Consider the following 23,436-nt stretch of genomic DNA (forward strand, 5'->3'; position numbering starts at 1 on the left):
GGAAGGTCAAGCGCCCGCGTGCGGCGGCGCCCGCGCAAGGGTGGCATTCTCGCCCGCGCAAACTATGAGGCGGGGCATGTCCCAGTCCGCTCCGCTCCCGGTCCTCAGTCAGCTGTTTGCGGCCGACCCCCAGCGTGTCGAGAACTTCTCCTGGGCGCTCGCCGGGATGACCTTCGACTGGTCGAAGCTCCACCTCACGCCCGAATGGCGGGCCGGACTTGCCGAGCGCGCTGCTCAGGCCGGCTTCCCCGCTGCGCTCGAACGCCTGTTCGCCGGCGAGATCGTCAACCCGACCGAGGGCCGCGCGGCCGAACATCTCGCCGAGCGTGGGTTCGGCTCGGCCGATTCCGTCGCGCTGGCGACCGCCCGCCGCCGCCGCATGTTCGGGCTGGTCGACGCGATCGAGGCCGGGGCGTTCGGCGACGTCACCGGCATCCTCCACCTCGGCATCGGCGGCTCTGCGCTCGGCCCCGACCTGCTGGTCGACGCGCTCGCCCGGCGCGAGCGGCGCTACAAGGTGCGGGTGGTCTCGAATATCGACGGGCAGGCGCTCGACGAGGCGCTCGCCGATCTCGACCCCGGCACCACTCTGGTCGCGATCGCGTCGAAGACCTTCACGACCGCCGAAACCCTGCGCAACGCCGAGTCCGCGATCGCCTGGCTCAACGAAAACGGCGTCGAAGACCCCTACGGTAAGCTGATCGCACTGACCGCTGCGCCCGAAAAAGCGGTCGATTTCGGCATCGACGAAACCCGCGTGCTTCCCTTCGCCGAGAGCGTCGGCGGCCGTTATTCCCTGTGGTCGAGCATCGGTTTCCCGGCCGCCCTCGCCCTCGGCACCGAGGCCTTCACCCAATTGCTCGAGGGCGCGGCGCTGGTCGACGCCCACGTCCGCGACATCGCGCCCGAGGCAAGCCTGCCGTTCATCGCCGCCGCCGCCGATCGCTTCTACGCCGAGCAGGCCGGCGCCGAGACCCGCGGCATCTTCGCTTATGACGAGCGCCTCCGCCTGCTCGTCTCCTACCTCCAGCAGCTGGTAATGGAATCGAACGGCAAATCGGTCGATCTCGCCGGCAATGCCGTCCCGATCCCGACCTCGGCAATCCTGTGGGGCGGGACCGGGACCGACGCCCAGCACGCCGTCTTCCAATTGCTCCACCAGGGCACGCACCTCATCCCGGTCGAATTCATCGCCGTCGCCGAAGCCGACGACGACCAGGACCCGGCCCACCACCGCGCGCTGCTGCTCAACGCCTTTGCCCAAGGGGCGGCGCTGATGGCGGGCAAGGGCAGTGACGACCCCCATCGCCGCTATTCTGGCAACCGCCCGTCGGCGACGATCCTGCTCGACCGGCTCGACCCGCGCACGCTTGGGGCCTTGATTGCCTTCTATGAGCACCGCACCTTTGCCGAAGCGGTGTTGATGGGGATCAATCCCTTCGACCAGTTTGGGGTGGAGCTCGGCAAGGCGATGGCCAATGCGATCGACGATCCGGCCGGGCGCGCCGACTTCGACCCCTCGACGCGGGCATTGATCGAGAAGGCGGGACTGTGAGCGACTTCGACTACGACCTGTTCATCATCGGCGCCGGTTCGGGCGGCGTCCGCGCCGGCCGCATCGCCGCCGCGCACGGCGCCCAGGTGGCCGTCGCCGAGGAGCATCGGATCGGCGGTACCTGCGTCATCCGCGGCTGCGTCCCCAAAAAGCTGCTCGTCTACGGCGCCCACTTCGCCGAGGACCTCGACGACGCCGCCATGTTCGGCTGGGACGTGCCGCACAAGCGGTTCGACTGGCCGGTGCTGCGCGACAATGTGCTCGCCGAAGTCACCCGGCTCGAGGGCGCTTACGGCGAAACCCTCGGCAGCCACGGCGTCTCGCTCATCAAGGAACGCGCCACCGTCACCGGGCCCCATGAGGTGCGCACAGCCAGCGGCCGGACCATTACCGCGGGAAAGATCCTCATCGCCGTCGGCGCGCGCCCCGCGCTGCCCGAGGTCGCCGGGATCGAGCACGCGATCACCTCGAACGAGGTGTTCCATCTCGAGCGGATGCCCAAGCGGATCGTCATCGCCGGCGGCGGCTACATCGCCAACGAATTCGCCGGCATCTTCCACCAGTTCGGCGCCCACGTGACGCTGGTCAACCGCTCCGACACCATCCTGCGCGGCTATGACGAGCAGGTCGTCGACCGGCTGGTCAAGATCAGCATCGCCAAAGGCATCGACATGCGTTTCAAATCCTCCTTCTCGGCGATCGAGAAGCAGGACGACGGCAGCCTCGTCTGCCGGATGAACGGCTGCGAGGACATCGCCGCCGACGAGGTGCTGTTCGCCATAGGCCGCACTCCCAATACCGAAGGCCTCGGCCTCGAAGAGGTGGGCGTGAAGCTGTCCGAGCGCGGGGCAGTCATCGTCGACGACGACTATCGCTCGTCGGTGCCGTCGATTTTCGCGGTCGGCGACGTCACCGACCGCATCCAGCTCACTCCCGTCGCCATCCGTGAGGGCCAGGCCTTCGCCGACACCCAGTTTGGCGGCAAGCAGGTCAGCGTCGACTATAGCTGCGTTCCGTCGAGCGTCTTCTCGCACCCGCCGATCGCCGCGGTCGGGCTGACCGAGGGCCAGGCCAAGAACCGTCTCGGTTCCATCCGCACCTTCACTTCGGACTTCCGCCCGATGAAGAACGTGCTGGCCGGACGCAACGAACGCTCGCTCTACAAATTGGTGGTCGACGACAGCTCGGACGAGGTGGTCGGCGTCCACCTGATCGGTCCGGACGCCCCGGAGATCATGCAGGCTGCCGCGATCGCGGTGAAGGCGCGCTTGAAGAAGGCCGATTTCGACGCCACGGTCGCGCTGCATCCGACCATGGCCGAAGAACTGGTGCTGATGCGCTAGACGCCGACAGGCGTCCGCCGGGAGGGGCAGTGAGTTACGACGCGATCATCATCGGGGCCGGGCACAACGGCCTCGTCTGCAGCTATTATCTGGCGCGCAAGGGGCTCAAGGTCGCCATCCTTGAGGCGCAGGGCACGGTCGGCGGCGCCGCCGTCACCGACGAGTTCCTGCCCGGCTTCCGCAATTCGGCCGCCAGCTACACTGTAAGCCTGCTCCAGCCCAAGGTCATTAAGGACATGGCGCTCGAGCGGCACGGCCTGAAGGTCGTTCTCCGCAAGATCGACAACTTCCTGCCCGGCGACGGCAATTATCTGCTTGGCGGCCGCAATGGGCTGACCCGGCGCGAACTGGTCCGCCACCATCCCGAGGATGGCGAGGCCTACGACCGCTACCTCGCCGAGCTCGAGACGGTGGTCCCGCTGATCCAGCGCTGGCTCTTAAAAGCGCCGCCCGAAGCGGGTGGGGGCCTCAGCGCGCTGCCGTCGATGCTCAGCCTCGCCAAGGATCTGCGCGGGCTCAGTACCGAGCAAGTCCGCACGGTCCACGAATATTCCACCAAGTCGGCCGGCGACATCCTCGACCGCCACTTCAAGGGCAACCTTGGCAAGGCGCTGTTCGGCTTCGACGGCGTGGTCGGCAACTTCGCATCGCCCTACACGCCCGGCACCGCCTACGTCCTCCTCCACCATTTGTTCGGCGAGGCGGCCGGCGTCCCCGGCGCGTGGGGTCACGCGATCGGCGGGATGGGCGCGATCACCCAGGCGATGGCCAAGGCCGCGCGCGAGGCCGGGGTCGACATCCTCCTCAACACCCCCGCCGAGGAGATCATCGTCGAGCGCGGGCAGGCGGTCGGCGTCGTCGCCGGCGGCAAAGCGTGGCGCAGCGGGACCGTGATCGCCGGCGTCAACCCGAAGCTGCTGTTCGACAAGCTCGTGCCCACCGGCGCGGTCCCGGCACCGGTCGAGCGCCACATGACAAACTGGTCGTGCGAGAGCGCCACTTTCCGGATGAACGTCGCGCTGTCCGAGCTGCCGCGCTTCACCGTGCTGCCCAAGCCCGGCGATCATCTCACCGCCGGGATCATCATGGCGCCGAGCCTCGATTACATGGACCGCGCCTTTACCGACGCCAAGCGCGACGGCTGGTCGAAGCAGCCGATCATCGAGATGCTCATCCCCTCGACGCTCGATCCCACCCTCGCTCCCAAGGGCAAGCATGTCGCCAGCCTGTTCTGCCAGCATTTCCGCTACGCGCTGCCGGGCGGGAGAAGCTGGGACAAGGCCAAGGACAAGGTCGCTGACCAGATCATCGCCACCGTCGATGCCCATGCCCCCGGCTTCGCCGCCTCGGTCATCGGCCGCCAGATCCATTCGCCGCTCGATCTCGAGCGCCGGTTCGGGCTGGTCGGCGGCGACATCTTCCACGGCAAGATGGGGCTCGACCAATTGTTCAGCGCTCGGCCGATGATCGGCGCCGCCAACTACCGCCTGCCGCTGCCCGGCCTCTACCTTTGCGGTTCGGGCGCGCATCCGGGCGGAGGTGTGACGGGCGCACCAGGGCATAACGCCGCGAAGGCCGTGCTCAGCGACCGCAAGAGCCTGCTCGGCCGCCTCCGTCGCCGAGCATGAAGCCGCTCGAAGGAATTCGCGTCCTCGATCTGTCGCGGGTGCTGGCCGGACCCTGGTGCACCCAGCTCCTCGCCGACATGGGCGCCGACGTCATCAAGATCGAGCGTCCGGGCGAAGGTGACGACACCCGCCACTGGGGCCCGCCCTGGGCCGGCGAAGGCGACGGTGAGGTCGCGGCCTACTTCCTTGCCGCCAACCGCGGCAAGCGCTCCGCCGCGATCGACTTCGCCAAGCCCGAGGGCGCCGCGCTGGTCCGTGCGCTCGCCGCCAAGGCCGACGTGGTGGTCGAGAACTTCAAGGTCGGCGGCCTCGCCAAGTTCGGCCTCGACGCCGCCACGCTGCGCGCCGCCCATCCGCGTTTGATCGTCGCCTCGATCACCGGCTTCGGCCAGGACGGCCCCTATGCCGCGCGGGCCGGCTACGACTATATCATCCAGGGGATGAGCGGCTTCATGAGCATCACCGGCCGCCCCGACGGGGAGCCCGGCGGTGGCCCGATGCGCGCCGGCGTGGCGGTGGTCGACCTGTTCACCGGCCTCGTCACCGCCAACGCCATCCTCGCCGCGCTGGTCCGCCGCTCGGTAAGCGGGGAGGGGGCGCATATCGACAGCGCACTGTTCGACACCAGCCTCGCCCTCCTCGCCAACCAGGCCAGCAACTATCTCGCCAGCGGGCGCGAGCCCGGGCGGCAGGGTGTCGGTCACCCCAATCTCGTCCCCTACCAGCCGTTCGAAACCGCCGACCGCCCACTGATCATCGCGGTCGGCAACGATCGCCAGTTCGCCCGCCTGGCCGACTTGCTCGGCGCGCCCGAATGGGCCGGCGATGCGCGTTTCGCGACCAACCCCGCGCGGGTTGCCCACCGCACTACGCTGGTTCCGCTGATCGAGGAGCGGCTTCGCCAGCGGTCGGCGCTCGAGTGGTCGGCGCTGCTCGATGCCGCCGGCATCCCCGCCGGGCCTATCAACGGCATCGCCCAGGCGCTCGCCGACCCGCAGGCAGTCCATCGCGGCATGGTTGCCGAGTTGGGCGGCTATCGGATGCCGGCCTCGCCGGTGCGGATGGACGAGGAGCGACTCCAGTCCACCCTGCCGCCACCGCGCCTCGGCGAGCACACCGAGGCGGTGCTGGCCGATTTGGGAACGGATGCGGAGGAGATCGCTGCCCTCCGCCAAAGCGGCGTGATCGGCTGAGCGTAGTTCAGCCCCGCGCAACCCGGCCGCTGGCAAGGCGTTCGCACACCACTGTATTCCATCGGGAGTGCGCCGTCACCGCGGCGCAGAGCATGTGAAACGACTGCTGATTGCGACATTTGTCGTTTTTTTTGCGACAAATGCCATCCCCGCGACCGCGCAGATCGCGCCGCGCGGCGACGAACCGGTCGCGGTGCCGCGCGCGATCAAGCAGGGCATCGACTTCGTCTATGTCGACCCGCAGATGAGCACGGTCGCGCGCCGCAAGCAGCGGCCGCAGAACTGGCTGTCGCGGATGTTCAATCCCGCCGCCAGCCGCGGCGCCCAGCCCAACCCTTTGTTCCTCGAGCTGGCGCGCGGGCTCCAGCAATATCAGCAGACTTGGGGCAGCCTGCCGCAGGACAAGATCCCGACCGGTGCCCCGCTCAAGCCCGGCGCGACCGGGGCCCGGGTCAATGCGCTGCGCCATCGCCTCGGGCTGGCGCCGGGCAACTATGACCAGTCGCTGACCGACGCGGTCGCCAATTATCAGCGCGTCCACGGCCTCGGCAAACCCGACGGTCTTGCCGGCCGCGCGACGGTCGCCTCGCTCAACCGCGGCGCCACCTATTACACCCGCCTCATCGCGATCAACATGGAGCGGGCCTACCGCCTGCCGACCACCCGCACCTTCGACCGCTATGTGGTGGTCGACAGCGGCGGGGCGGAGGCGCTGCTGTTCGATCGCGACCGGGTCGCCGACGGGATGCGGGTGGTGGTCGGTAGCCCCCAGACCAAGACCCCGATGATGGCGGTGCTGATGCGCGACGCAAAGGCCAACCCCTATTGGCACGTGCCGCCGGAATTGCTCCGCAGCCTGACCGCCAAGAAGGTCAAGGAGCAAGGGCTCTCCTACTTCCAGAACTTCCATTACCAGGTGCTCAGTGACTGGGGTCCCAACGCCCAGGTGGTCGACCCCAAGACGATCAACTGGAAACAGGTCGGGGCCGGCAAGCTGACCCCGATGGTGCGGCAGATGCCCGGACCGTGGAACAGCATGGGAGCAATGAAGTTCGAGATGCCCAACGACTTCGGCATCTATCTTCACGACACGCCACACAAGGAGCTGTTCGCCGCCGACGAGCGCCACCTCTCCAACGGCTGCGTCCGGCTGCAGGACTATCGCCGCTTCGCGACCTGGGTGTTCGGTGAGGTGCCGCAGGGCAGCCAGCCCGAGCAGGTCATCCCGCTGGAGCGACCGGTGCCGGTCTACATGACCTATCTGACCGTCGCGCCCGGCCCCAACGGCGTCACCTTCCGCCCCGATCCCTACGGGTTCGACGCGCTCGCCATGCCGCAGATGTTCGGACCGGGGCAGCAACTCGCCTCGGCGCAGTAGCGCCGGGGTCAGCTCGCCGGCGGCAGGTCGGTCGGCTGGCCGTAGCGGGACTGGATGAAGCGGTCCTGGGTGGCGAAGGCGTCGCGGTCGCGCTGCGCCAATCTTTCGCTGATCTCTCCCAGCGCCGCGCGGCTCGCCTCGAGGCTCTCGACAAGGCGCTGGTCGACGGTCTTGCCCTCGGCATCGGCCTCGCCGCGATAAGCGGGCGGGACGTTGGCATAGCGTTCGAGCAGGCCGGGCAGGTGGACGCTCATCAGCCGCCGCGCGTCCTGCGCATCGGGATCGACCGCGTCGAGCCGCTCGAGCGTCGTCTTGAGCGTGCCGAGCCCGCCGCTGATCGAATCGGTCACCGCCTGCGCCGGCGCGGGCAGCAGGCGCCGCGACTTGTAGAGGAAGGAGTCGAACCGCTGCACCATCTCGCCGTTGGAGACGTCCGTTGGCACGGTCGCGATCTCGGCGCCGCTCAAGTCGTTGACGAGCACCAGCCCGGCGATACCCAGCGCCAGCGCCACGGCGGCGAGAAAGCCGAAGATTCCGATCGGGGTCAGCAGCCCGACCCCGATGGTCAGCGCGCTGACTACCAGCACCGCCATGGCCGCCTTGGACAGCGCGCGGCCGTAGCGATCGAGCGTCCGCGTCCGTTCGCGCCGGGCCTGGCTCGCGACCGGCCCGCGCTTCTCGTCGACCACCGCGATGACCCGGTCGAACCGGGCCAGCGCGCGATCGACCTTGTCGTCGAGTTCGCTCACTTAAGCTCGAGCGGACTGAGCGGCGAGGGGCCCTCGAGCCGCGCCTGACCGGCGCCTTCGGCGCGGGCGATGTAGCCGCGCGACTTCTCGACCTCGTTGCCGAGGGTATTCACCGTCTGCTTCATGTTCTCGAGCGCCTTCAATTTGAACGCGTCGATCGAATCCATCGTGTCGTAGATGTTCTGGAAGGCGCGCTGCAGCGTCTCGAGCGGAATGGTCGAGCTCGCCGCCTGTTCGTGGATCGCCGCCGACTGGGTTCGCAGCATCTCGCCGGTGGTGTCGATCATGCTCGCAGTGGTCGAGTTCAAGGCGCCGATCTGTTCGAGCACCAGCTTCTGGCTGGTCAACGCCGACGCCACCGTCACCGCAGTCCGCAGCGCCGAGACGGTGGTGGTCGAGGCGCGGTCGACGCCCTTCACCAGCTCGACATTGTTCTTCTTGACGAGGTCCAGGGCGAGATAGCCCTGCACCGTCACCGCCATCTGCGTCAGCAGGTCGGTGGTCCGCTGGCGGGTGTAGAACAGCGCGGTCTCACGGATCGCCTTGGCCTTGGCGGGATCGGTCGCGTCGAGCGAGTTGGCGGTCTCTTCAAGCTTGGCGTCGAGCGCCTTCGAGATGTGGATCATCTGCTCGAGCCGATGCATCGTCTTCCACAGATTAGCGCGCTCGGTGTCGATCGCGGCATTGTCCATCAAGAGCTCGTCCTTGCCGTTGGCGAGGCTGCCGAGGATCTGCTGGATGTGGGTCTGCGAGCTGCGATACTTGTCGAAATAGCGGTCGACGCGGTTGCCGAAGGGGATGATGCCGAGCAGCTTCTTGGGCTTGCTCGCGCCCTTGGGGTCGAGCGATTCCACCGTCCGGCGCAGTTCGGTCAGGTCGGCGCCGATCCCGCTGTCGCGGTCGATCGCCTTGACCGGGCGGTCGAGGAAGCGGTTGGAGGCGCCGGCGGCGTCGGCGATCTCCTTGCGGCCCATCGCGGTCAGCTGGTCGACCTTCTTGCCGAACTCGGGACTGTTGGAGTCGAGCGCGACGAGCTCGCCCACGAACTGGTCGACCTTGTCGTCGAGCTGGCTGCGCTCGGAATCCTTGAGCGGGACCAGCCCGGCGGCGTCCTGCGGGACCACCGGCTGGAGCACCTCGGGCGGATCGAGCTTGAGCGCGGTCGGCGCCGCGGTCGCGGTGGGAGTGGCCGTCTCGGGGGTCGTCGCCATTCGTCTCGTCCTTCTCGCTGCCGCACCAGCATGGCCGCAAGCCGCCCGCCGGTGCAAGGCGTTGAGGTGTATTGTAAGGCTCACACACCTTGCTCGCAAGTCCCACCGCGGGATGCGCTTAGTGCCGCGTTAACCACATACTTGAGGCAATTACTCACCCTGTTCGCGCTAGTCGCCCTTCCCAAGAGTGCGCGTGGAACCGCGAAAGGGAGAGGGGGCAAGCCTTCCGATGATGAGCTTCTTCAGAAAGCTGATGCGCAATGAGAGTGGCAACACGCTCATCCTGACCGCGTTGTGCATGCCGTTGCTAATCGGCTCGGCGGGCCTTGCCACCGACACCGTCGAGTGGGCGTTGTGGAAGCGCCAGCTGCAGAAAGCCGCCGATTCGGCGGCGATCGCCGCGGTCTATGCGCGGATGGCCGGGCAGGACGTCACCAAGGCGGTCTGCTACGACGTCGACCCGACGACGATCCCGAGCGCGGTCCGTCCGACCGGCTGCTCGGCGACCGCCAACACCAGCGCGCCCAACAACAACCGCACCGGGCTGATGCTGCTCAAAGCGCCGTTGATCGACACCGCCGCGGCGACCCCGGCCGGCTGCACCGGCTGCGACCATACCGTATCGGTCCAGCTCCAGGTCCAGAAGGCGCTGCCGTTCAGCTCGATGTTCATGACGTCGACGCCGATCATCACCGCCAACGCCACGGCGGCGGCGGTGAACTCGGGCAATTACTGCGTGGTCAGCCTTGAGAACACGAATACGACGGGGATTACCGCGGGCGGTAACACCAGCGTCGACTTCGGCTGCGGCATGATCACCAATTCGACCTCGCTCGACGCCGCGGTGGCGTTCGGCAGCTCGTCGGTGCGGGCGACGCCGGTCGCCGCGGTCGGTGGACTCGACACGACCGACAACTGGGCATCGGGCACCACCCTGCTGCCTTACACGGTGGCGCAGCCAGACCCGTTCGCCAACGTCAATCCGCCGGCGATCCCGGCGTCCTGCACCAATGTCAATCTGGGTCCGCAGCAATCGGCGACCTACGGGTCCGCCACTTCGGGCACCGTCACCTGCTTCTCGAGCCTGAGTGTGCGCGGCACGCTGACCCTGCAGCCCGGAACCTATGTCGTCACCGGCGATGTCAATTTCGGATCGCAGGCCACGGTCAACTGTAGCGGCTGCACGATCATCATGACCAACTCCACGCCGGCCAATACCGGGTCGTTGACGATCAACGGCGGCGCGCAGGTCAACATGACCGCGCCGACCAGCGGCGACTATCACGGCATCCTGTTCTATCAGGATCGCAATGCCACCATGTCGACAACCAAGATCAACGGCAACAGCTCGAGCAACTACTCGGGCGCCTTCTACTTTCCGGCAACCAGCGTCGAATATACGGGCACTGCCGGCCTCACTTTCGATTGCGTCAAGCTGGTCATCCGCCGCGTGACCTTCATCGGCAACTCGAAACTCAATAACAATTGTCCTGCGGGTTATTACGGTGACGAGTTCACCGGCAACCACGTCCGGTTGGTGTCCTAGTCATGGCGCGCCTTATCTCCGCGCTCCGTCGCAGCGAGCAGGGCACCGCGGTGCTCGAGCTCGGCCTCGCCATCCCGCTGGTGTTCGTGCTGCTGCTCGGCATGATCGACATCGGTAAGGGTTTCTCGATGAAGCTCCAGCTCGAACAGGTCGCGCAGCGGTCGGTCGAAAAAGTCATGAACGGGCAGGCCGACCGGAGCCAGCTGGCGGCCATCAAGACCGAGGCGGCGACTGCCGCGGGGGTCGACCCGACCGCGGTGACCACCTCGGCCTGGCTCGAATGCTCGCCGTCGAGCGGCGGCACGGTGACGTTCAACTATTACCCCAATGACGCCGGACCCTGCGCCAACGGCCAAATCTCGCGGCGCTATCTGGCGGTGTCGATCAACAAGAGCTTTTCGCCGATGTTCAAGTTCAGCTGGGCCGGGGTCGACTCCAACGGCAACTACAATTTGACCGGCGCGACTTCGGTGAGGACGCAATGATGGTTCGCTTGATCCGTCGACGCCGCTCGCTCCGCCGCAACCAGGATGGCGCGGCGGTGGTCGAGTTCGCCTTCGCGCTGCCGGTGCTGATCATGTTCATCTGGGGCATCGCCCAGTTCGGCATGGTGATGGCCGCGGACGCAGGCATCCAGAACGCGCTCGGCGAAGGCGCGCGGATGGCGACGCTGTTCCCCCGGCCAGCTTCGGCCGACGTCAAGACGCGGATGCAGAACAGCCTGTTTGGACAGTTCCTGGGCAGCTACACGATCGACGATCCGGTCGTGCAGAATAACACCGTCACCAATACGACCACCAACTCGACGACGACGATCGGGCAGACGATGGATCTCAAGATCACCTACACGGTGACCCCCGATTTCCTCTTCTTCAAAGGTCCGCAGATCGTGATGCCGCGCTCGAAGCGGGTCTATCTGACGACCTGATCAGCCCTTTGCCGCGCGGGCGGCGAAGAAGCGGGTGATGGCGTCGCGGACCTCGTGAGAGGTGAGCCGCTCGGAGAAGTGGCCGTTCTCCCACTCCATCCGCTCGAGCACGGCGCCATGCTCGCGCCCGCGCAGCAGCGACTGGGTCAGGCGCAGCGCCTGCGGAGGCTTGGACAGCAGGTTGGCGACCACCGCCTCCAGCCTTTCGTCGAGACCACTCGCGCTCGCACGGTGGCTGACGAGGCCATAGCGCTCGGCCTCCTCGACCGTGAACGGCTCGCCCAGCAGCAGGTGCCGCGCCGCGACCCGCCGCCCGGCCATGCCCGGTAGCAGCAGCGAACTCGCCGCCTCGGGGACCAGGCCGAGGTCGGTGAACGGCATCAGGAAGCGCGTGCCTTCCTCGGCAATCACCAAATCGCAGTGGAACAGCATGGTGGTGCCGATGCCAACCGCATTGCCGTGCACCGCGGCGACCAGCGGGACCATGTTGGTCGCCAGCGCGCGCAGCAGTCGCCAGACGGGCACGTCGGTCTGCCCATCCTGGGGCAGCTCGTTCATGAAGTCGGCAAGGTCGTTGCCCGCGGTAAAGTCGACCCCGCGGCCCTCGAGCGTGATCACCCGCACGTCCGGATCGCCCGCCGCCGCCTCGATCGCGTCGGCCAGCGCCGCATACATGGCGACGGTGATCGCATTGCGCCGCTCGGGCCGGTTGAGGATCAGCGCGAGGCGTTCGCCGCGGTGCTCGACGAGGACATGGTCGGTCATGGACGCTGTTGTGACGGGCGGCTAAGCGACGTGCAACCTTTGCACCCCGCCATTTCCGGAGCGCCAGCAACATGAAGTTCTTCGCCGACACCGCCGACGTCAACGAGATCCGCGAGCTGGCGGAGACGGGCCTCCTCGACGGCGTCACCACCAACCCGTCGCTGGTCCACAAGGCCGGGCGCAACTTCCTCGAATCGGTCAAGGAGATCGCCGCGCTGGTGCCGGGCCCGGTCAGCGCCGAGGTGGTCGCTCCCGATTACGACGGGATGATGCGCGAGGCCGAGGTGTTGCGCCGGATCGCCGACAATGTCGCGATCAAGGTGCCGCTGACCCCCGCCGGCCTCAAGGCGTGCAAGGCGATCACTGGCGACGGCACGATGGTCAACGTGACGTTGTGCTTCTCGTCCGCGCAGGCGCTGCTCGCCGCCAAGGCGGGGGCGACCTTCATTTCGCCCTTCGTCGGGCGCCACGACGATGTCGGTTTCTCGGGGATGGAGCTGATCGCCGACATCCGCCTCATCTACGACAATTACGACTTTCCGACCCAGATCCTGGTCGCCTCGGTGCGCTCGCCGATGCACGTGGTCGACGCCGCCAAGATCGGCGCCGACGTGATGACCGCGCCGCCCAAGATCATCATGCAATTGTTCAACCATCCGCTGACCGACCTCGGCCTCGCCAGCTTCACCAAGGACTGGGCGGCGACGGGCCAGACCATCGCCTGACGGTCGCCCGACGGCCCCACTCGTCGCGGGGGCCACTGGAAATTAACCCTTGGCTGCGACACACTGACGCCATGGCCAGGGTCATCCAGTTCGAAGATCATGCGTTGCGGCGTTTGCGCGCGCGGGTCGCCGCCGCCGAAGAGGCCAACCAGGATCTGATCGCCTTCGCGCGCGGTCATTCGGGCGCGGTGACCTCGATCCATTCGGCGGTACTCGCGGCGATGGAGGCCGACAGCCTTGAAGGCCTGCTCCACGTCGTGGTGCAGGAGTGGCCGCTGATCCTCGGTTTGGACGCGGTCGCGCTCGCGCTGATCGCCGGCGACAAGGGCTTCCGCGTCGATTCGAGCGGCATCCAGCTGGTCGACCCGGCGATGCTCCAGCGCTCGTTGACTCAAGTCGACAGTGTCGTCCTGCGCACCGTCGACCGCGGGCATCCGCTGTTCGGCCCGGCCTGCGACCTCATCCGCGCCGAGGCGCTGATCCGGCTCGAAGGTGACAGTCCCGCCGGCCTGATCGCGCTCGGCCAGCGGACCGAGCAGTCGCTCGACGGCCGCCACGGCAGCGAGCTGCTGCTATTCCTCGGCCGCAGCCTGTCGGCTATGATCCAGCGGTGGATCAACGAGATCTAGCCGCGGAGCCGACCGAGCTCGCCGTTCGCTTCGGCGCCTTCCTCACCCATGACCGCCGGCGCAGCGCCCATACGGTGCGCGCCTATCAGGCGACCGCGCACCGCTTCATCGGCTTCATGAACGGCTATCGCGGCGAGCAGATCGGTCGCTACGCGCTGCTGACCGTCCAGCCGACCGACCTGCGCTCCTTCCTTGCCCAGCGGCGCGGGGAGGGGCTCGGACCGTCGTCGGCGGCGCGCGAATTGTCGGCGGTGCGCGCCTTCCTCAAGTTCGTCGCTGAGGACATGGGCGAGCAGCCGCAGCTTCCCCGCACCCGCGCGCCGAAGCGGCCGCGGACGCTGCCGCGGCCGGCCTCGCCGACCGATGCCGTCGCGCTCGCCGAGGATGCCGGCGCCGCCGCGCTGCAGCCGTGGGTCGGTGCGCGCGACCTTGCCATCCTGCTGCTGCTCTACGGCTCGGGCCTGCGCATTTCCGAGGCGCTCCGGCTAACCGGCCGCGCGCTTCCGCTCGGCCATACGCTCCGCGTCACCGGCAAGCGCAACAAGACGCGCGTCGTCCCGCTCGTCCCCGCCGTCCGCGACGCGATGCAGGAGTATCTGGCGCAGGTGCCGTGGCCGGTCAGCGGCGACCTGCCGCTGTTCGTTGGGGTGCGCGGCGGTCCGCTCAACCCCGACCTCGTCCGCCGCGCGGTGCAGGCGGCGCGGCGGCGGCTAGGACTGCCCGACAGCCTGACCCCGCACGCGTTGCGTCACAGCTTCGCGACGCATCTGCTCGCGCGCGGCGCCGACCTGCGCTCGCTGCAGGAATTGCTCGGCCACGCCAGCCTGTCGTCGACGCAGATCTATACCGGGGTCGACGCGGCGCATTTGCTCGACGTTTACCGCCACGCGCATCCGCGCGCCTAGCGCGGGCCTTCCGCCTTGAAGGTGAGCAGCCGCCACAGATAGCCGAGCGCCAGCGCCGCCAAGATGGTGTTGCTGACCGGGCCGAGCCAGGCGTCGACCTCGGTGAACCGCTCGCGCAGCTTGTAGCCGGCGATCGCCAACAGCGCGGTCCAGCCGAGCGTGCCGACGGTCGAGAAGAGGACGAAGCTGCCGAACGGCATCTTGAGCAGCCCGGCCGGGACCGAGACCAGGCTGCGCACCGTCGGCAGCAGCCGGCCGAGCATCACGAAGAAGCTGCCGTGGCGGTCGAACCAGCGCTGCCCGCGCTCGACCTCGCGCCAGCTGAGCGTGAGCCAGCGGCCGTGGCGGTCGATCAGCGGGCGCAACCGCTCGATCCCGAGGGTGCGCGCGGCGAGATACCAGAAGATGTTGCCGAGCATGGCGCCGGCGGTCCCGCTGGCGATCACCGCGCCGAGCTGCATCTGGCCCTCGGCGGCCGCCACCCCCGCGACCGACATGATGATCTCCGACGGGATCGGCGGAAAGACCGTCTCCAAGAACATCAGGAAGGCGACGCCGAGATAGCCCGCCTGCTCGATCAGCCGAATGACCCAGTCCGACATCAGGCGCCCAGCTTGCGCTCGATCGCGTCCCAGATGAGTCCCGCGCTGTTGATCCCGTCGAAGCGGTCGAGCGCGACCAGCCCGGTCGGCGAGGTGACGTTGATCTCGGTCAGGTAGCCGCCGATGACGTCGATCCCGACGAACAGCAGCCCGCGCTCGCGCAAGTGGGGGCCGAGCGCGGCGCAGATCTCGCGCTCGCGTGGGCTCAGCTCGGTCTTCACCGCGGTGCCGCCGGCGGCGAGGTTGGAGCGGATCTCGCCCGCGCCGGGAACCCGGTTGATCGCGCCGACCGGCTCGCCGTCGACCAGGATGATGCGCTTGTCGCCCTCGCTCACCGCCGGCAGGAACGCCTGCGCGATATAGGGCTCCTTCCACACCTCACCGAACAGTTCGGCGAGCGCGCGCAGATTGGCGCCGTCGCGACCGATGCGGAACACCGCAGCCCCGGCGTTGCCGTGGAGTGGCTTCATCACGATCTCGCCGTGCTTGGCGTGGAAGGCTTTGAGTTCGTCGATGCTGCGGGTGATCAGCGTCGCCGGCATGAACTGGGCGAAGTCGAGCACGAACAATTTCTCGGGCGCGTCGCGGACCGAGCGCGGGTCGTTGATGACCAGCGTCGTGCCGCGCAGCCGCTCGAGCAAATGGGCGGCGGTGATGTAGGCGATGTCGAACGGCGGGTCCTGCCGCATCAGCACCACGTCGACCTGCGCGAGGTCGAGCGGGGCAGGGGCTTGCGCGGTGAAATGGTCGCCCTCGACCCGCTGCACCGTCACTTCTCGCGCGAGGGCACGAACCTGGCCGTCCTCATAGGTCAGCGCGTCGGCGGCATAGTGGAACAGGCGGTGCCCGCGGGCCTGCGCCTCGAGCATCAGCGCGAAGGTGGAATCGCCGGCGATGGCGATGCTCTCGAGCGGGTCCATCTGGACGGCGACGGTCAGCGGCATGGGATTGCGCCTAGGGGAGGCGGCCATGCTTGTCACCCGCTCCAGACGTCGGGGACGTGGCGGGGCCAGCGGCCGGGAACGATGAAGATGGCGTCGATCCGGATGGTGCTGCAGCCGCGCCCGTAACGCGGGGCCAGCCGCTCGGCGGCGACCGCCACCCGCTTCAATCGGCTGCGGTCGAGGGCGAGGTCGGCGCTTTGCTGGTCGCGCCGCTTCTTGACCTCGACGAATGCGAGCGTGCCGCCGCGCCGTGCGACCAAGTCGACCTCGCCGCCCGGCACCCGCGCGCGCTGGGCCAGGATCCGCCAACCTTGCAGCCGGAGCCACCAGGCGGCGATCGTCTCGGCCCGGCGCCCCTGCCGTTCGGCGACCGCGCGACGGTTCAGCGCGCGAGCTCCAGCGCCCGGGCATAGGCGCGCTTGCGCGGCACGCCGAGCGCCTGCGCCACCTCGGCCGCGGCGCGCGAGGGGCTCGCCTGCGCCAGCGCTGCGCGTAGCGCCGCGTCGAGCTCGTCCTCGCTCGCCGGCGCGCGATCGGCGGGCGGGCCGATCACGATCACGATCTCGCCGCGCGGCGGTTGCGCCTCGACCCGCGCGACAAGTTCGCCGAGCGTCCCCGTCAGGCATTCCTCGTGGAGCTTGCTGATCTCGCGCACCACCGCGCCCGCGCGCTCGCCCAGTCCGGCGTGGAGCGCCGCCAGGCACTCCGCCACCCGGCTGCCGCCCTCATAGAAGACCAAGGTCGCGCGCAGAGCGGCCAGCTCGGCGATGGCATCGGCGCGCGCCTTGGCCTTGGCGGGCAGGAAGCCGCCGAACAGGAAGCGGTCGGTCGGCAGCCCCGCCAGCGTCAGCGCGGCGATCACCGCCGAGGGACCGGGCAGCGTATGCACCGCCAGCCCCGCCTCGCGCGCTGCCCGAACGAGCTTGTAGCCGGGATCGGAGATGAGCGGCGTCCCCGCGTCGCTGACCAGCGCCACCGCTTGATGGGCCAGCCGGGCGAGCACCGCGGCGCGGTCGGCCTCGCTCGAATGGTCGTGGTAATTCTGCATCCGCGCGGTGGCGCCGATGTGGGCGAGCAGCTTGGCGGTGACGCGCTTGTCCTCGGCGAGGATGAGGTCGGCGCCGCGCAGCACCTCGGCCGCGCGCGCAGTCAGGTCGCCCAGATTGCCGATCGGGGTCGCAACGATATAGAGGCCGGGCGAAAGCGTTGACGTGTCCATAAGGAAGCTCGCCTGATGACACCCTCCAGCCCACGGCGGCAAGCCCGCCGCGCCGTCCTAACCGCCTCGTTCGCCGCGCTGCTGCTCGCCGGCTGTTCGGGCGGGCCAGGCTTGCGTCCGGAAGGTCCCGGTCCCGGCGGGGCCCGTAATCGGGTCGCGGTGCTAGTTCCGACCAGCGGCCCCGACGCCGCGGTCGGGCAGGGGATCGCCAATGCGGCGCGCCTCGCGCTGGCCGACAGCGGCGGCGACGCGCTCGACCTCACCGTCTACAACACCGCCGAAGCCGGGGCGTCGGCCGCCGCGCAGCGTGCTCTGGCGAGCGGCGCCGGGCTCATCCTCGGCCCGCTGCTCGGCGACCAGGTGCGGACCGTCGCCCCGCTCGCCGGGCGGGCGGGGGTGCCGGTGCTCGCCTTCAGCAACGACGAGCGGGCGGCGGGGAACGGAACCTTCATCCTCGGCGTCGTCCCCGGCCAGGCGGTGGCGCGCGTGATCGGCGAAGCGCGCCGGCAGGGCGTCAGCCGCTTCGCCGCGCTGGTCCCGCAAACCACCTATGGCGAGCGCGCCAGCGAGGGGCTCGACCGCGCCGTCGGGCAGAGCGGCGGGCGCCTGACCGGCCTCGCCCGCTACGCCACGCTGGCGGAAGCGCGCGCTGGGCTGCGTCGCCTCAACGCCGCCGGCTATGACGCGCTGCTGATCGTCGACGATGGCCGCACCGCCGCGGCGCTCGCTCCGGCAGTCGCCCCGGGGGCGCGCATCCTCGGGCCCGACCTGTGGGCCGGCGAGCGCGCGCTCGGTCGCGTGCCGCGCCTCCGCGGCGCGCTGTTCGCGGCGCCCTTGGATAGCCGCTTCGGCCAGTTCGCCAGCCGCTACAAGGCGCGCTTCGGCGCGGTCCCGCCGCGGCTTGCCAGCCTCGGCTACGATAGCGTGCTGCTGACCGTCCGCGCCGCGCGCCAGTGGGCGCCCGGTCGTCGCTTCCCGCTGCGCAGCCTGACCGACGACGAAGGCTTCGTCGGGGTCGACGGCGTGTTCCGCTTCACCCGCTCAGGAGTCGCCGAGCGCGGCCTCGAGGTGCGCCAGGTCACCGCCACCGGCAGCCAGCTCGTCTCGCCGGCCCCCGGTCACTTCTAGTCCGCGCCCACCTCGAGCACGGTTTCGTAGCGCGCGCCGGCGCGGGTCAGGTGGCTCTCGAACAGGGTGACGCGGTCGGCAGTCCACGACGAGCTGGCGAAGGCGGCGTGGCGTTCGAGCCATGCCACGACCGCCGGCGGCTCGGCGCCGCTCCAGCGGGCGAGTGTGAGGTGAGGGTGGTAGGCGCGGTGCTCGGGAGTGAGGCCGACGCCCTGGCACAGCCGGTCGAGGCGGGCGGCGAGGGCGGCCAGCGGCTCCTTCGGCGCGACTCCGGCCCATAGCGCGCCGCCCCGCCGCCTGGCGAAACGACCGACCCCGGCCAACGCGATCTCGAACGCCGCGAAGCGGAAAGCCGCCAGTGCGGCGGCCAGATCCTCGGCCATCGGCCGTTCGACCTCGCCGATGAAGCGCAGGGTAAGGTGGAGCTGGTCCTCCTCCTGCCAACGGACCGGCAGCCCGTCGTCCATCAGGTCGAGCGCGGCGTCGCGGATCGCTGCCGGCGGTCGCACGGCAAGGAACAGACGGTGCATGGCCTCTTCTTAACAAGCTGTTCCGGAGCGGGTCATCACTTTCGCTTGAAGAGGCTCAAGCAAAGCCCGATATAGGTGTCTGCTCGGGGAGTGTCGTCGAGGCCCCCCGGAAAAGGAGAGACAATGTCGAACTGGTCTGACCCGCGCACGACGACCGCCGCGCAACCCGCCGCCACGGTGGGTGTCCCGCGTGCCGCCCGCGACGTGGGCCTGCGGTCCTACATGCTGAGCGTTTACAATTACATGGCGTCGGGTGTGCTGCTGACCGGCATCGTCGCCTATGCGCTGGCCGCGAGCGGCTTCGCGCAAGCCATCTTCTTCAACGGCGGCATCCTCCGCTGGGTGTTCATCTTCGCCCCGCTGATCATGATCATGATCATGGGCGCAAGCATCCAGCGCATGTCGACCGGCGCGACCCAGGCGTTCTACTGGGCGTTCGCGGCGGTGATGGGCGTGTCGATGTCGGTCATCCCGCTGATCTACAGCGGCACCAGCATCGCCCAGACCTTCTTCGCCACCGCGGCGGCGTTCCTCGGGCTGTCGCTGTGGGGCTATTCGACCAAGAAGGACCTGTCGGGTTTCGGCACCTTCCTGATCATGGGTGTGGTCGGGCTGATCGTGGTCATGCTGCTTAACCTGTTCATCCGTTCGGATGCGTTGAGCATGGTGATCAGCGCGGTCGGCGTGCTGCTGTTCGCGGGCCTCACCGCCTACGACACGCAGAAGATCAAGAGCATCTACGCCCAGGTCGCGGGTAGCGACATGGTCGGCAAGTCGGCCGTGCTGGGCGCGCTGACGCTCTACCTGGACTTCATCAACATGTTCCAGTTCCTGCTGAGCTTCATGGGCGACCGCCGCTAAGGCATCGCCCCGGATTTCGGACGGCAACGAGGGCCCGGCGGAGCGATCCGCCGGGCCCTTTTGCGTGGGCGCGACCGGAGCCATCCACAGCTTTTCGTCCGACTCCATGTTCCTGTTATGTTCCAGGCGCGTTATGCCCGCGTCATGTCCGCCAAGCACATCCGCACCACTGCCGACCTCGTCCGCTTCAACGCCGCGATCCGGATCGATTGCCCGCATTGCGCGGCGGCGCGAACGCTCGGCGGGGCACAGGTCGTGCAACTGCTTGGCGTCTGCGGGTTCGAGGCGGCGGAGGCGCGGCTGCGCTGCGGCCGCTGCCGGGGCAAGGGGGCGCGGGTGACGGTGCTGCCGCCGGTCTAGCGGTAGGCGCCTAAGTCGCTCGCTCGCCTTGCCTTTCGGCGTGCAATGCCCATTTCGTCGCTTCACTCGCGCGCCCGCTCGTCCCGAGCGGCGTCGAGGGATTGCCTCCGGAACGAATTGGGAACAAACTCACTTCATGCTGACTCATATCTCGGTTCGTGGCGCCAAGGAGCACAACCTCAAGGACGTCTCGGTCGACATCCCGCGCGACGCGCTGACGGTGATCACCGGCCTGTCGGGCTCGGGCAAATCCTCGCTCGCCTTCGACACCATCTATGCCGAGGGGCAGCGCCGCTACGTCGAGTCGCTCTCGGCTTACGCCCGCCAGTTCCTCGAGATGATGCAGAAGCCCGATGTCGAGCATATCGACGGCCTCTCGCCCGCCATCTCGATCGAGCAGAAGACGACCTCGCGCAACCCGCGCTCGACGGTCGCCACCGTGACGGAAATCTACGACTATATGCGCCTGCTGTGGGCGCGGGTCGGCGTGCCTTACTCGCCCGCGACTGGCCTACCGATCGAGGCGCAGCAGGTCAGCCAGATGGTCGACCGGGTGATGGCCCTGCCCGAAGGCAGCCGCCACTTTCTGCTCGCTCCCGTCGTCCGCGGCCGCAAAGGCGAGTATCGCAAGGAACTCGCCGAGTGGCAGCGCGCGGGCTTCACCCGCGTCCGCATCGACGGCACCTTCTACGACATCGACGACGCCCCCGCGCTCGACAAGAAGTACAAGCACGACCTCGAGGTGGTGGTCGACCGCATCGTCGTCCGCGACGGCATCCAGACCCGCCTCGCCGACAGCTTCGAGACCGCGCTCAAGCTCGCCGAAGGCCTCGCCTACCTCGACCCCGCCGATCCGCCCCAGGACCCGCCGGGCACCGAGCGCACCGGCGTCGCCGAGGTCCTCGAAAAGGCCGCCGAGCGCAACGTGTTGGCGACCCACGCCCCGCTCGGCCGCATCTGCTTTTCCGAAAAGTTCGCCTGCCCCGTGAGCGGCTTCACCATCGCCGAGATCGAGCCGCGGCTGTTTTCCTTCAACGCCCCGCAGGGCGCCTGCCCGGGCTGCGACGGGCTGGGCGAGAAGATGGAGTTCGACGAGGACCTCGTCGTCCCCAATCACGCGCTCAGCCCCGCCAAGGGCGCGGTCGTCCCCTGGGCCAAGAGCCAGCCGCCCTCGCCATACTACATGCAGGTGCTGGCCAGCCTCGCCCGCGCCTACGACTTCACCCTCCAGACCCCGTGGGCCGAACTCGCCGACGAGCACCGCCGCGTCATCCTCCACGGCACCGGCGGCAAGCCGGTGGTCTTGAAGTTCATCGACGGCAAGAAGAGCTACGAGGTCAAGAAGCCGTTCGAGGGCGTGATCGGCAATCTCAACCGCCGCCTCCTCCAGACCGAGAGCGCGTGGATGAAGGAGGAGCTCTCCCGCTACCAGGCCGCGCACCCGTGCGAGGTCTGCCACGGCGCCCGCCTCAAGCCCGAGGCATTGAGCGTCAAGATCGCCGGCGAGGACATCAGCATGGCCGTCCGCCGCTCGGTCGCCGACGCCCACGCCTGGTTCGGCGCCTTGGAGCCCAAGCTGACCCTCCAGCAGCAGGAAATCGCCCGCGCGATCCTCAAGGAGATCAACGAGCGCCTCGGCTTCCTCCACAACGTCGGGCTCGACTATCTCCACCTCGACCGCACCAGCGGCACTTTGTCAGGCGGCGAGAGCCAGCGCATCCGTCTTGCGTCACAGATCGGCTCCGGCCTCAGCGGCGTCCTCTACGTCCTCGACGAGCCCTCGATCGGCCTCCACCAGAAGGACAACGACCGCCTGCTCGAGACCCTCCAGCGCCTCAAATCCCTCGGCAACACCGTGCTGGTGGTCGAGCATGACGAGGACGCGATCCGCACCGCCGACCATGTCATCGACATGGGCCCCGGCGCGGGCGTGCGCGGCGGCGACGTCATCTATTCGGGCGACCTCGCCGGCCTGCTCACCACGGAAGGGTCACTCACCGCCGACTACCTCAGCGGCCGCCGCTCCATCCCGGTCAGCGCCAAGCGCCGCAAGGGCAACGGCAAGAAGCTCACCGTCCACAACGCCACTGCCAACAATTTGCGCGGGGTCACCGCCTCCATCCCGCTCGGCACCTTCACCTGTGTCACCGGCGTCTCGGGCTCGGGCAAGTCGAGCTTCACCATCGACACGCTCTACGCCGCCGCCGCCCGCCACCTGAACGGCGCGCGCATCCTCGCGGGCAAGCACGACAAGGTCACCGGCCTCGACCAGCTCGACAAGGTCATCGACATCGACCAGTCGCCGATCGGCCGCACCCCGCGCTCCAACCCCGCCACCTACACCGGCGCCTTCACCCAGATCCGCGACTGGTTCGCCGGCCTCCCCGAAAGCCAGGAGCGCGGCTACAAGCCCGGGCGCTTCTCCTTCAACGTCAAGGGCGGCCGCTGCGAGGCGTGCACCGGCGACGGCCTGCTCAAGATCGAGATGCACTTCCTCCCCGACGTCTACGTCACCTGCGACGTCTGCCACGGCCAGCGCTACAACCGCGAGACGCTCGAGGTGAAGTTCAAGGGCAAGAGCATCGCCGACGTGCTCGACATGACGGTCGAGGACGCGGTCGAGTTCTTCAAGGCCGTCCCCGGCATCCGCGACAAGATGGCGATGCTGCAGGAGGTGGGCCTGGGCTACGTCAAGGTCGGCCAGCAGGCGACCACCTTGAGCGGCGGCGAGGCGCAGCGCGTCAAGCTCGCCAAGGAATTGAGCCGCCGCGCCACCGGCAGCACCCTCTACATCCTCGACGAGCCCACCACCGGCCTCCACTTCGAGGACGTCCGCAAGCTCCTCGAAGTCCTCCACGCGCTGGTCGAGCAGGGCAACACCGTGGTGGTGATCGAGCACAACCTCGACGTCATCAAGACCGCCGACTGGATCCTCGACCTGGGCCCCGACGGCGGCGTCAACGGCGGCGAGATCGTCGCGCAAGGCACGCCCGAGCAGGTCGTCCAGGAGAAGCGCAGCTTCACGGGACATTATCTGAAGCCGCTGCTGGAGCGTGCGGTTCCGGCGGATGGCGCTGGCGCTTCGGCGCGCGCAGGGGACTCTTTGTTTGGGGACGGGGTCGGCCTAAAAACTAAGGTTCGTCGGAAGAAAGTTGAAGTTGTCGCGGCGGAGTAGGGAAGGGTGTTGGATCAGCAAACTCGCTTACGTTATCGCCCCTATTGAGCGGCTAGCGCATT

Annotated in this window: 23 protein-coding genes; 15 read left to right on the top strand and 8 right to left on the bottom strand. The window is 68.5% G+C overall.

Annotated features, from left to right (window positions below; all coding sequences use genetic code 11):
• Positions 1-76 precede the first annotated feature (76 nt).
• From pgi to GCU42_RS14670, 5 genes are all read left to right on the top strand, one after another.
• Entirely contained in the window at positions 77-1,555 is a 1,479-nt protein-coding gene (gene pgi / locus GCU42_RS14650; RefSeq protein WP_240309549.1) for a glucose-6-phosphate isomerase, read from the top strand.
• Positions 1,552-2,898 carry a glutathione-disulfide reductase gene (gene gorA / locus GCU42_RS14655; RefSeq protein WP_114228767.1) on the top strand — a complete coding sequence of 449 codons (1,347 nt, stop codon included), beginning with the start codon at positions 1,552-1,554 and terminating at the stop codon, positions 2,896-2,898. Before pgi ends, gorA begins: the two co-directional genes overlap by 4 nt.
• 29 nt (positions 2,899-2,927) lie before the next feature.
• Complete coding sequence (locus tag GCU42_RS14660; protein WP_114228768.1) at positions 2,928-4,526, top strand: phytoene desaturase family protein; 1,599 nt, start codon at positions 2,928-2,930, stop codon at positions 4,524-4,526.
• Positions 4,523-5,719: a CaiB/BaiF CoA transferase family protein gene (locus GCU42_RS14665; RefSeq protein ID WP_114228769.1), complete on the top strand. Its 1,197-nt coding sequence runs from the start codon at positions 4,523-4,525 to the stop codon at positions 5,717-5,719. Before GCU42_RS14660 ends, GCU42_RS14665 begins: the two co-directional genes overlap by 4 nt.
• Positions 5,720-5,813: 94 nt before the next feature.
• The gene (locus GCU42_RS14670) at positions 5,814-7,097 is read left to right on the top strand and encodes a L,D-transpeptidase family protein (RefSeq protein ID WP_114228770.1); all 1,284 of its coding nucleotides are present in this window, start codon (positions 5,814-5,816) and stop codon (positions 7,095-7,097) included.
• Positions 7,098-7,105: 8 nt separating this feature from the next.
• Here GCU42_RS14670 and GCU42_RS14675 read toward each other — a convergent pair whose 3' ends face one another.
• Together GCU42_RS14675 and GCU42_RS14680 are read right to left on the bottom strand one after the other, a co-directional pair.
• Positions 7,106-7,846 carry a hypothetical protein gene (locus GCU42_RS14675; RefSeq protein WP_114228771.1) on the bottom strand — a complete coding sequence of 247 codons (741 nt, stop codon included), beginning with the start codon at positions 7,844-7,846 and terminating at the stop codon, positions 7,106-7,108.
• Entirely contained in the window at positions 7,843-9,057 is a 1,215-nt protein-coding gene (locus tag GCU42_RS14680; protein ID WP_114228772.1) for a toxic anion resistance protein, read from the bottom strand. Before GCU42_RS14680 ends, GCU42_RS14675 begins: the two co-directional genes overlap by 4 nt.
• A gap of 229 nt (positions 9,058-9,286) precedes the next feature.
• Between GCU42_RS14680 and GCU42_RS14685 the strand changes: the two genes are divergently transcribed.
• Genes GCU42_RS14685 through GCU42_RS14695 form a run of 3 tightly spaced genes read left to right on the top strand, consistent with a single transcriptional unit; the run spans position 9,287 to position 11,531 of the window.
• Positions 9,287-10,603, top strand: a complete 1,317-nt coding sequence (locus GCU42_RS14685; RefSeq protein WP_114228773.1) for a TadE/TadG family type IV pilus assembly protein — start codon at positions 9,287-9,289, stop codon at positions 10,601-10,603.
• Between the two features lie 2 nt (positions 10,604-10,605).
• Positions 10,606-11,088 (top strand): TadE/TadG family type IV pilus assembly protein, encoded by a 483-nt coding sequence (locus tag GCU42_RS14690; protein WP_114228774.1) that lies wholly within the window; start codon positions 10,606-10,608, stop codon positions 11,086-11,088.
• On the top strand, positions 11,085-11,531 hold the full coding sequence (locus GCU42_RS14695) for a TadE/TadG family type IV pilus assembly protein (protein WP_114228775.1): 447 nt from the start codon (positions 11,085-11,087) through the stop codon (positions 11,529-11,531). Before GCU42_RS14690 ends, GCU42_RS14695 begins: the two co-directional genes overlap by 4 nt.
• Here GCU42_RS14695 and GCU42_RS14700 read toward each other — a convergent pair whose 3' ends face one another.
• Positions 11,532-12,296 (bottom strand): enoyl-CoA hydratase-related protein, encoded by a 765-nt coding sequence (locus tag GCU42_RS14700; RefSeq protein WP_114228776.1) that lies wholly within the window; start codon positions 12,294-12,296, stop codon positions 11,532-11,534.
• 71 nt (positions 12,297-12,367) lie between these two features.
• Here GCU42_RS14700 and fsa point away from each other — a divergent pair, with 71 nt between their 5' ends.
• From fsa to GCU42_RS14715, 3 genes are all read left to right on the top strand, one after another.
• On the top strand, positions 12,368-13,021 hold the full coding sequence (gene fsa / locus GCU42_RS14705) for a fructose-6-phosphate aldolase (RefSeq protein WP_114228777.1): 654 nt from the start codon (positions 12,368-12,370) through the stop codon (positions 13,019-13,021).
• Between the two features lie 71 nt (positions 13,022-13,092).
• Entirely contained in the window at positions 13,093-13,650 is a 558-nt protein-coding gene (locus GCU42_RS14710; RefSeq protein WP_114228778.1) for a DUF484 family protein, read from the top strand.
• Positions 13,632-14,555, top strand: coding sequence for a tyrosine recombinase XerC (locus GCU42_RS14715; RefSeq protein WP_114228779.1), 924 nt, complete (start codon positions 13,632-13,634; stop codon positions 14,553-14,555). The genes GCU42_RS14710 and GCU42_RS14715 overlap by 19 nt, the downstream gene beginning before the upstream one ends.
• Here GCU42_RS14715 and GCU42_RS14720 read toward each other — a convergent pair.
• Genes GCU42_RS14720 through rsmI form a run of 4 tightly spaced genes read right to left on the bottom strand, consistent with a single transcriptional unit; the run spans position 14,552 to position 17,320 of the window.
• Positions 14,552-15,157, bottom strand: coding sequence for a DedA family protein (locus GCU42_RS14720; RefSeq protein ID WP_114228780.1), 606 nt, complete (start codon positions 15,155-15,157; stop codon positions 14,552-14,554). The genes GCU42_RS14715 and GCU42_RS14720 overlap by 4 nt on opposite strands.
• Positions 15,157-16,101 (bottom strand): glutathione synthase, encoded by a 945-nt coding sequence (gene gshB / locus GCU42_RS14725; RefSeq protein ID WP_114228781.1) that lies wholly within the window; start codon positions 16,099-16,101, stop codon positions 15,157-15,159. The genes GCU42_RS14720 and gshB overlap by 1 nt, the downstream gene beginning before the upstream one ends.
• A gap of 32 nt (positions 16,102-16,133) precedes the next feature.
• The gene (locus GCU42_RS14730) at positions 16,134-16,487 is read right to left on the bottom strand and encodes a YraN family protein (protein ID WP_114228884.1); all 354 of its coding nucleotides are present in this window, start codon (positions 16,485-16,487) and stop codon (positions 16,134-16,136) included.
• Positions 16,484-17,320 (bottom strand): 16S rRNA (cytidine(1402)-2'-O)-methyltransferase, encoded by an 837-nt coding sequence (gene rsmI / locus GCU42_RS14735; RefSeq protein WP_114228782.1) that lies wholly within the window; start codon positions 17,318-17,320, stop codon positions 16,484-16,486. The genes GCU42_RS14730 and rsmI overlap by 4 nt, the downstream gene beginning before the upstream one ends.
• A gap of 15 nt (positions 17,321-17,335) precedes the next feature.
• On the opposite strand from rsmI, the gene GCU42_RS14740 reads away from it, so the two are divergent.
• Complete coding sequence (locus tag GCU42_RS14740) at positions 17,336-18,448, top strand: penicillin-binding protein activator (protein WP_114228783.1); 1,113 nt, start codon at positions 17,336-17,338, stop codon at positions 18,446-18,448.
• Here GCU42_RS14740 and thpR read toward each other — a convergent pair.
• A complete protein-coding gene (thpR, locus tag GCU42_RS14745; protein WP_114228784.1) occupies positions 18,445-18,978 on the bottom strand; it encodes an RNA 2',3'-cyclic phosphodiesterase in 534 nt (177 codons plus the stop codon). The two genes, GCU42_RS14740 and thpR, sit on opposite strands and share 4 nt — an antisense overlap.
• A gap of 123 nt (positions 18,979-19,101) precedes the next feature.
• Here thpR and GCU42_RS14750 point away from each other — a divergent pair, with 123 nt between their 5' ends.
• From GCU42_RS14750 to uvrA, 3 genes are all read left to right on the top strand, one after another.
• Positions 19,102-19,839 carry a Bax inhibitor-1/YccA family protein gene (locus GCU42_RS14750; RefSeq protein WP_114228785.1) on the top strand — a complete coding sequence of 246 codons (738 nt, stop codon included), beginning with the start codon at positions 19,102-19,104 and terminating at the stop codon, positions 19,837-19,839.
• Positions 19,840-19,983: 144 nt separating this feature from the next.
• Positions 19,984-20,199 carry a hypothetical protein gene (locus GCU42_RS14755; protein ID WP_152569598.1) on the top strand — a complete coding sequence of 72 codons (216 nt, stop codon included), beginning with the start codon at positions 19,984-19,986 and terminating at the stop codon, positions 20,197-20,199.
• A gap of 136 nt (positions 20,200-20,335) precedes the next feature.
• A complete protein-coding gene (gene uvrA / locus GCU42_RS14760; protein ID WP_114228787.1) occupies positions 20,336-23,374 on the top strand; it encodes an excinuclease ABC subunit UvrA in 3,039 nt (1,012 codons plus the stop codon).
• The last annotated feature ends 62 nt before the right edge of the window (positions 23,375-23,436 follow it).

It is taken from the genome of Sphingomonas ginsengisoli An et al. 2013 (genome assembly GCF_009363895.1).
GTDB classification, from domain to species: Bacteria; Pseudomonadota; Alphaproteobacteria; order Sphingomonadales; family Sphingomonadaceae; genus Sphingomicrobium; species Sphingomicrobium ginsengisoli.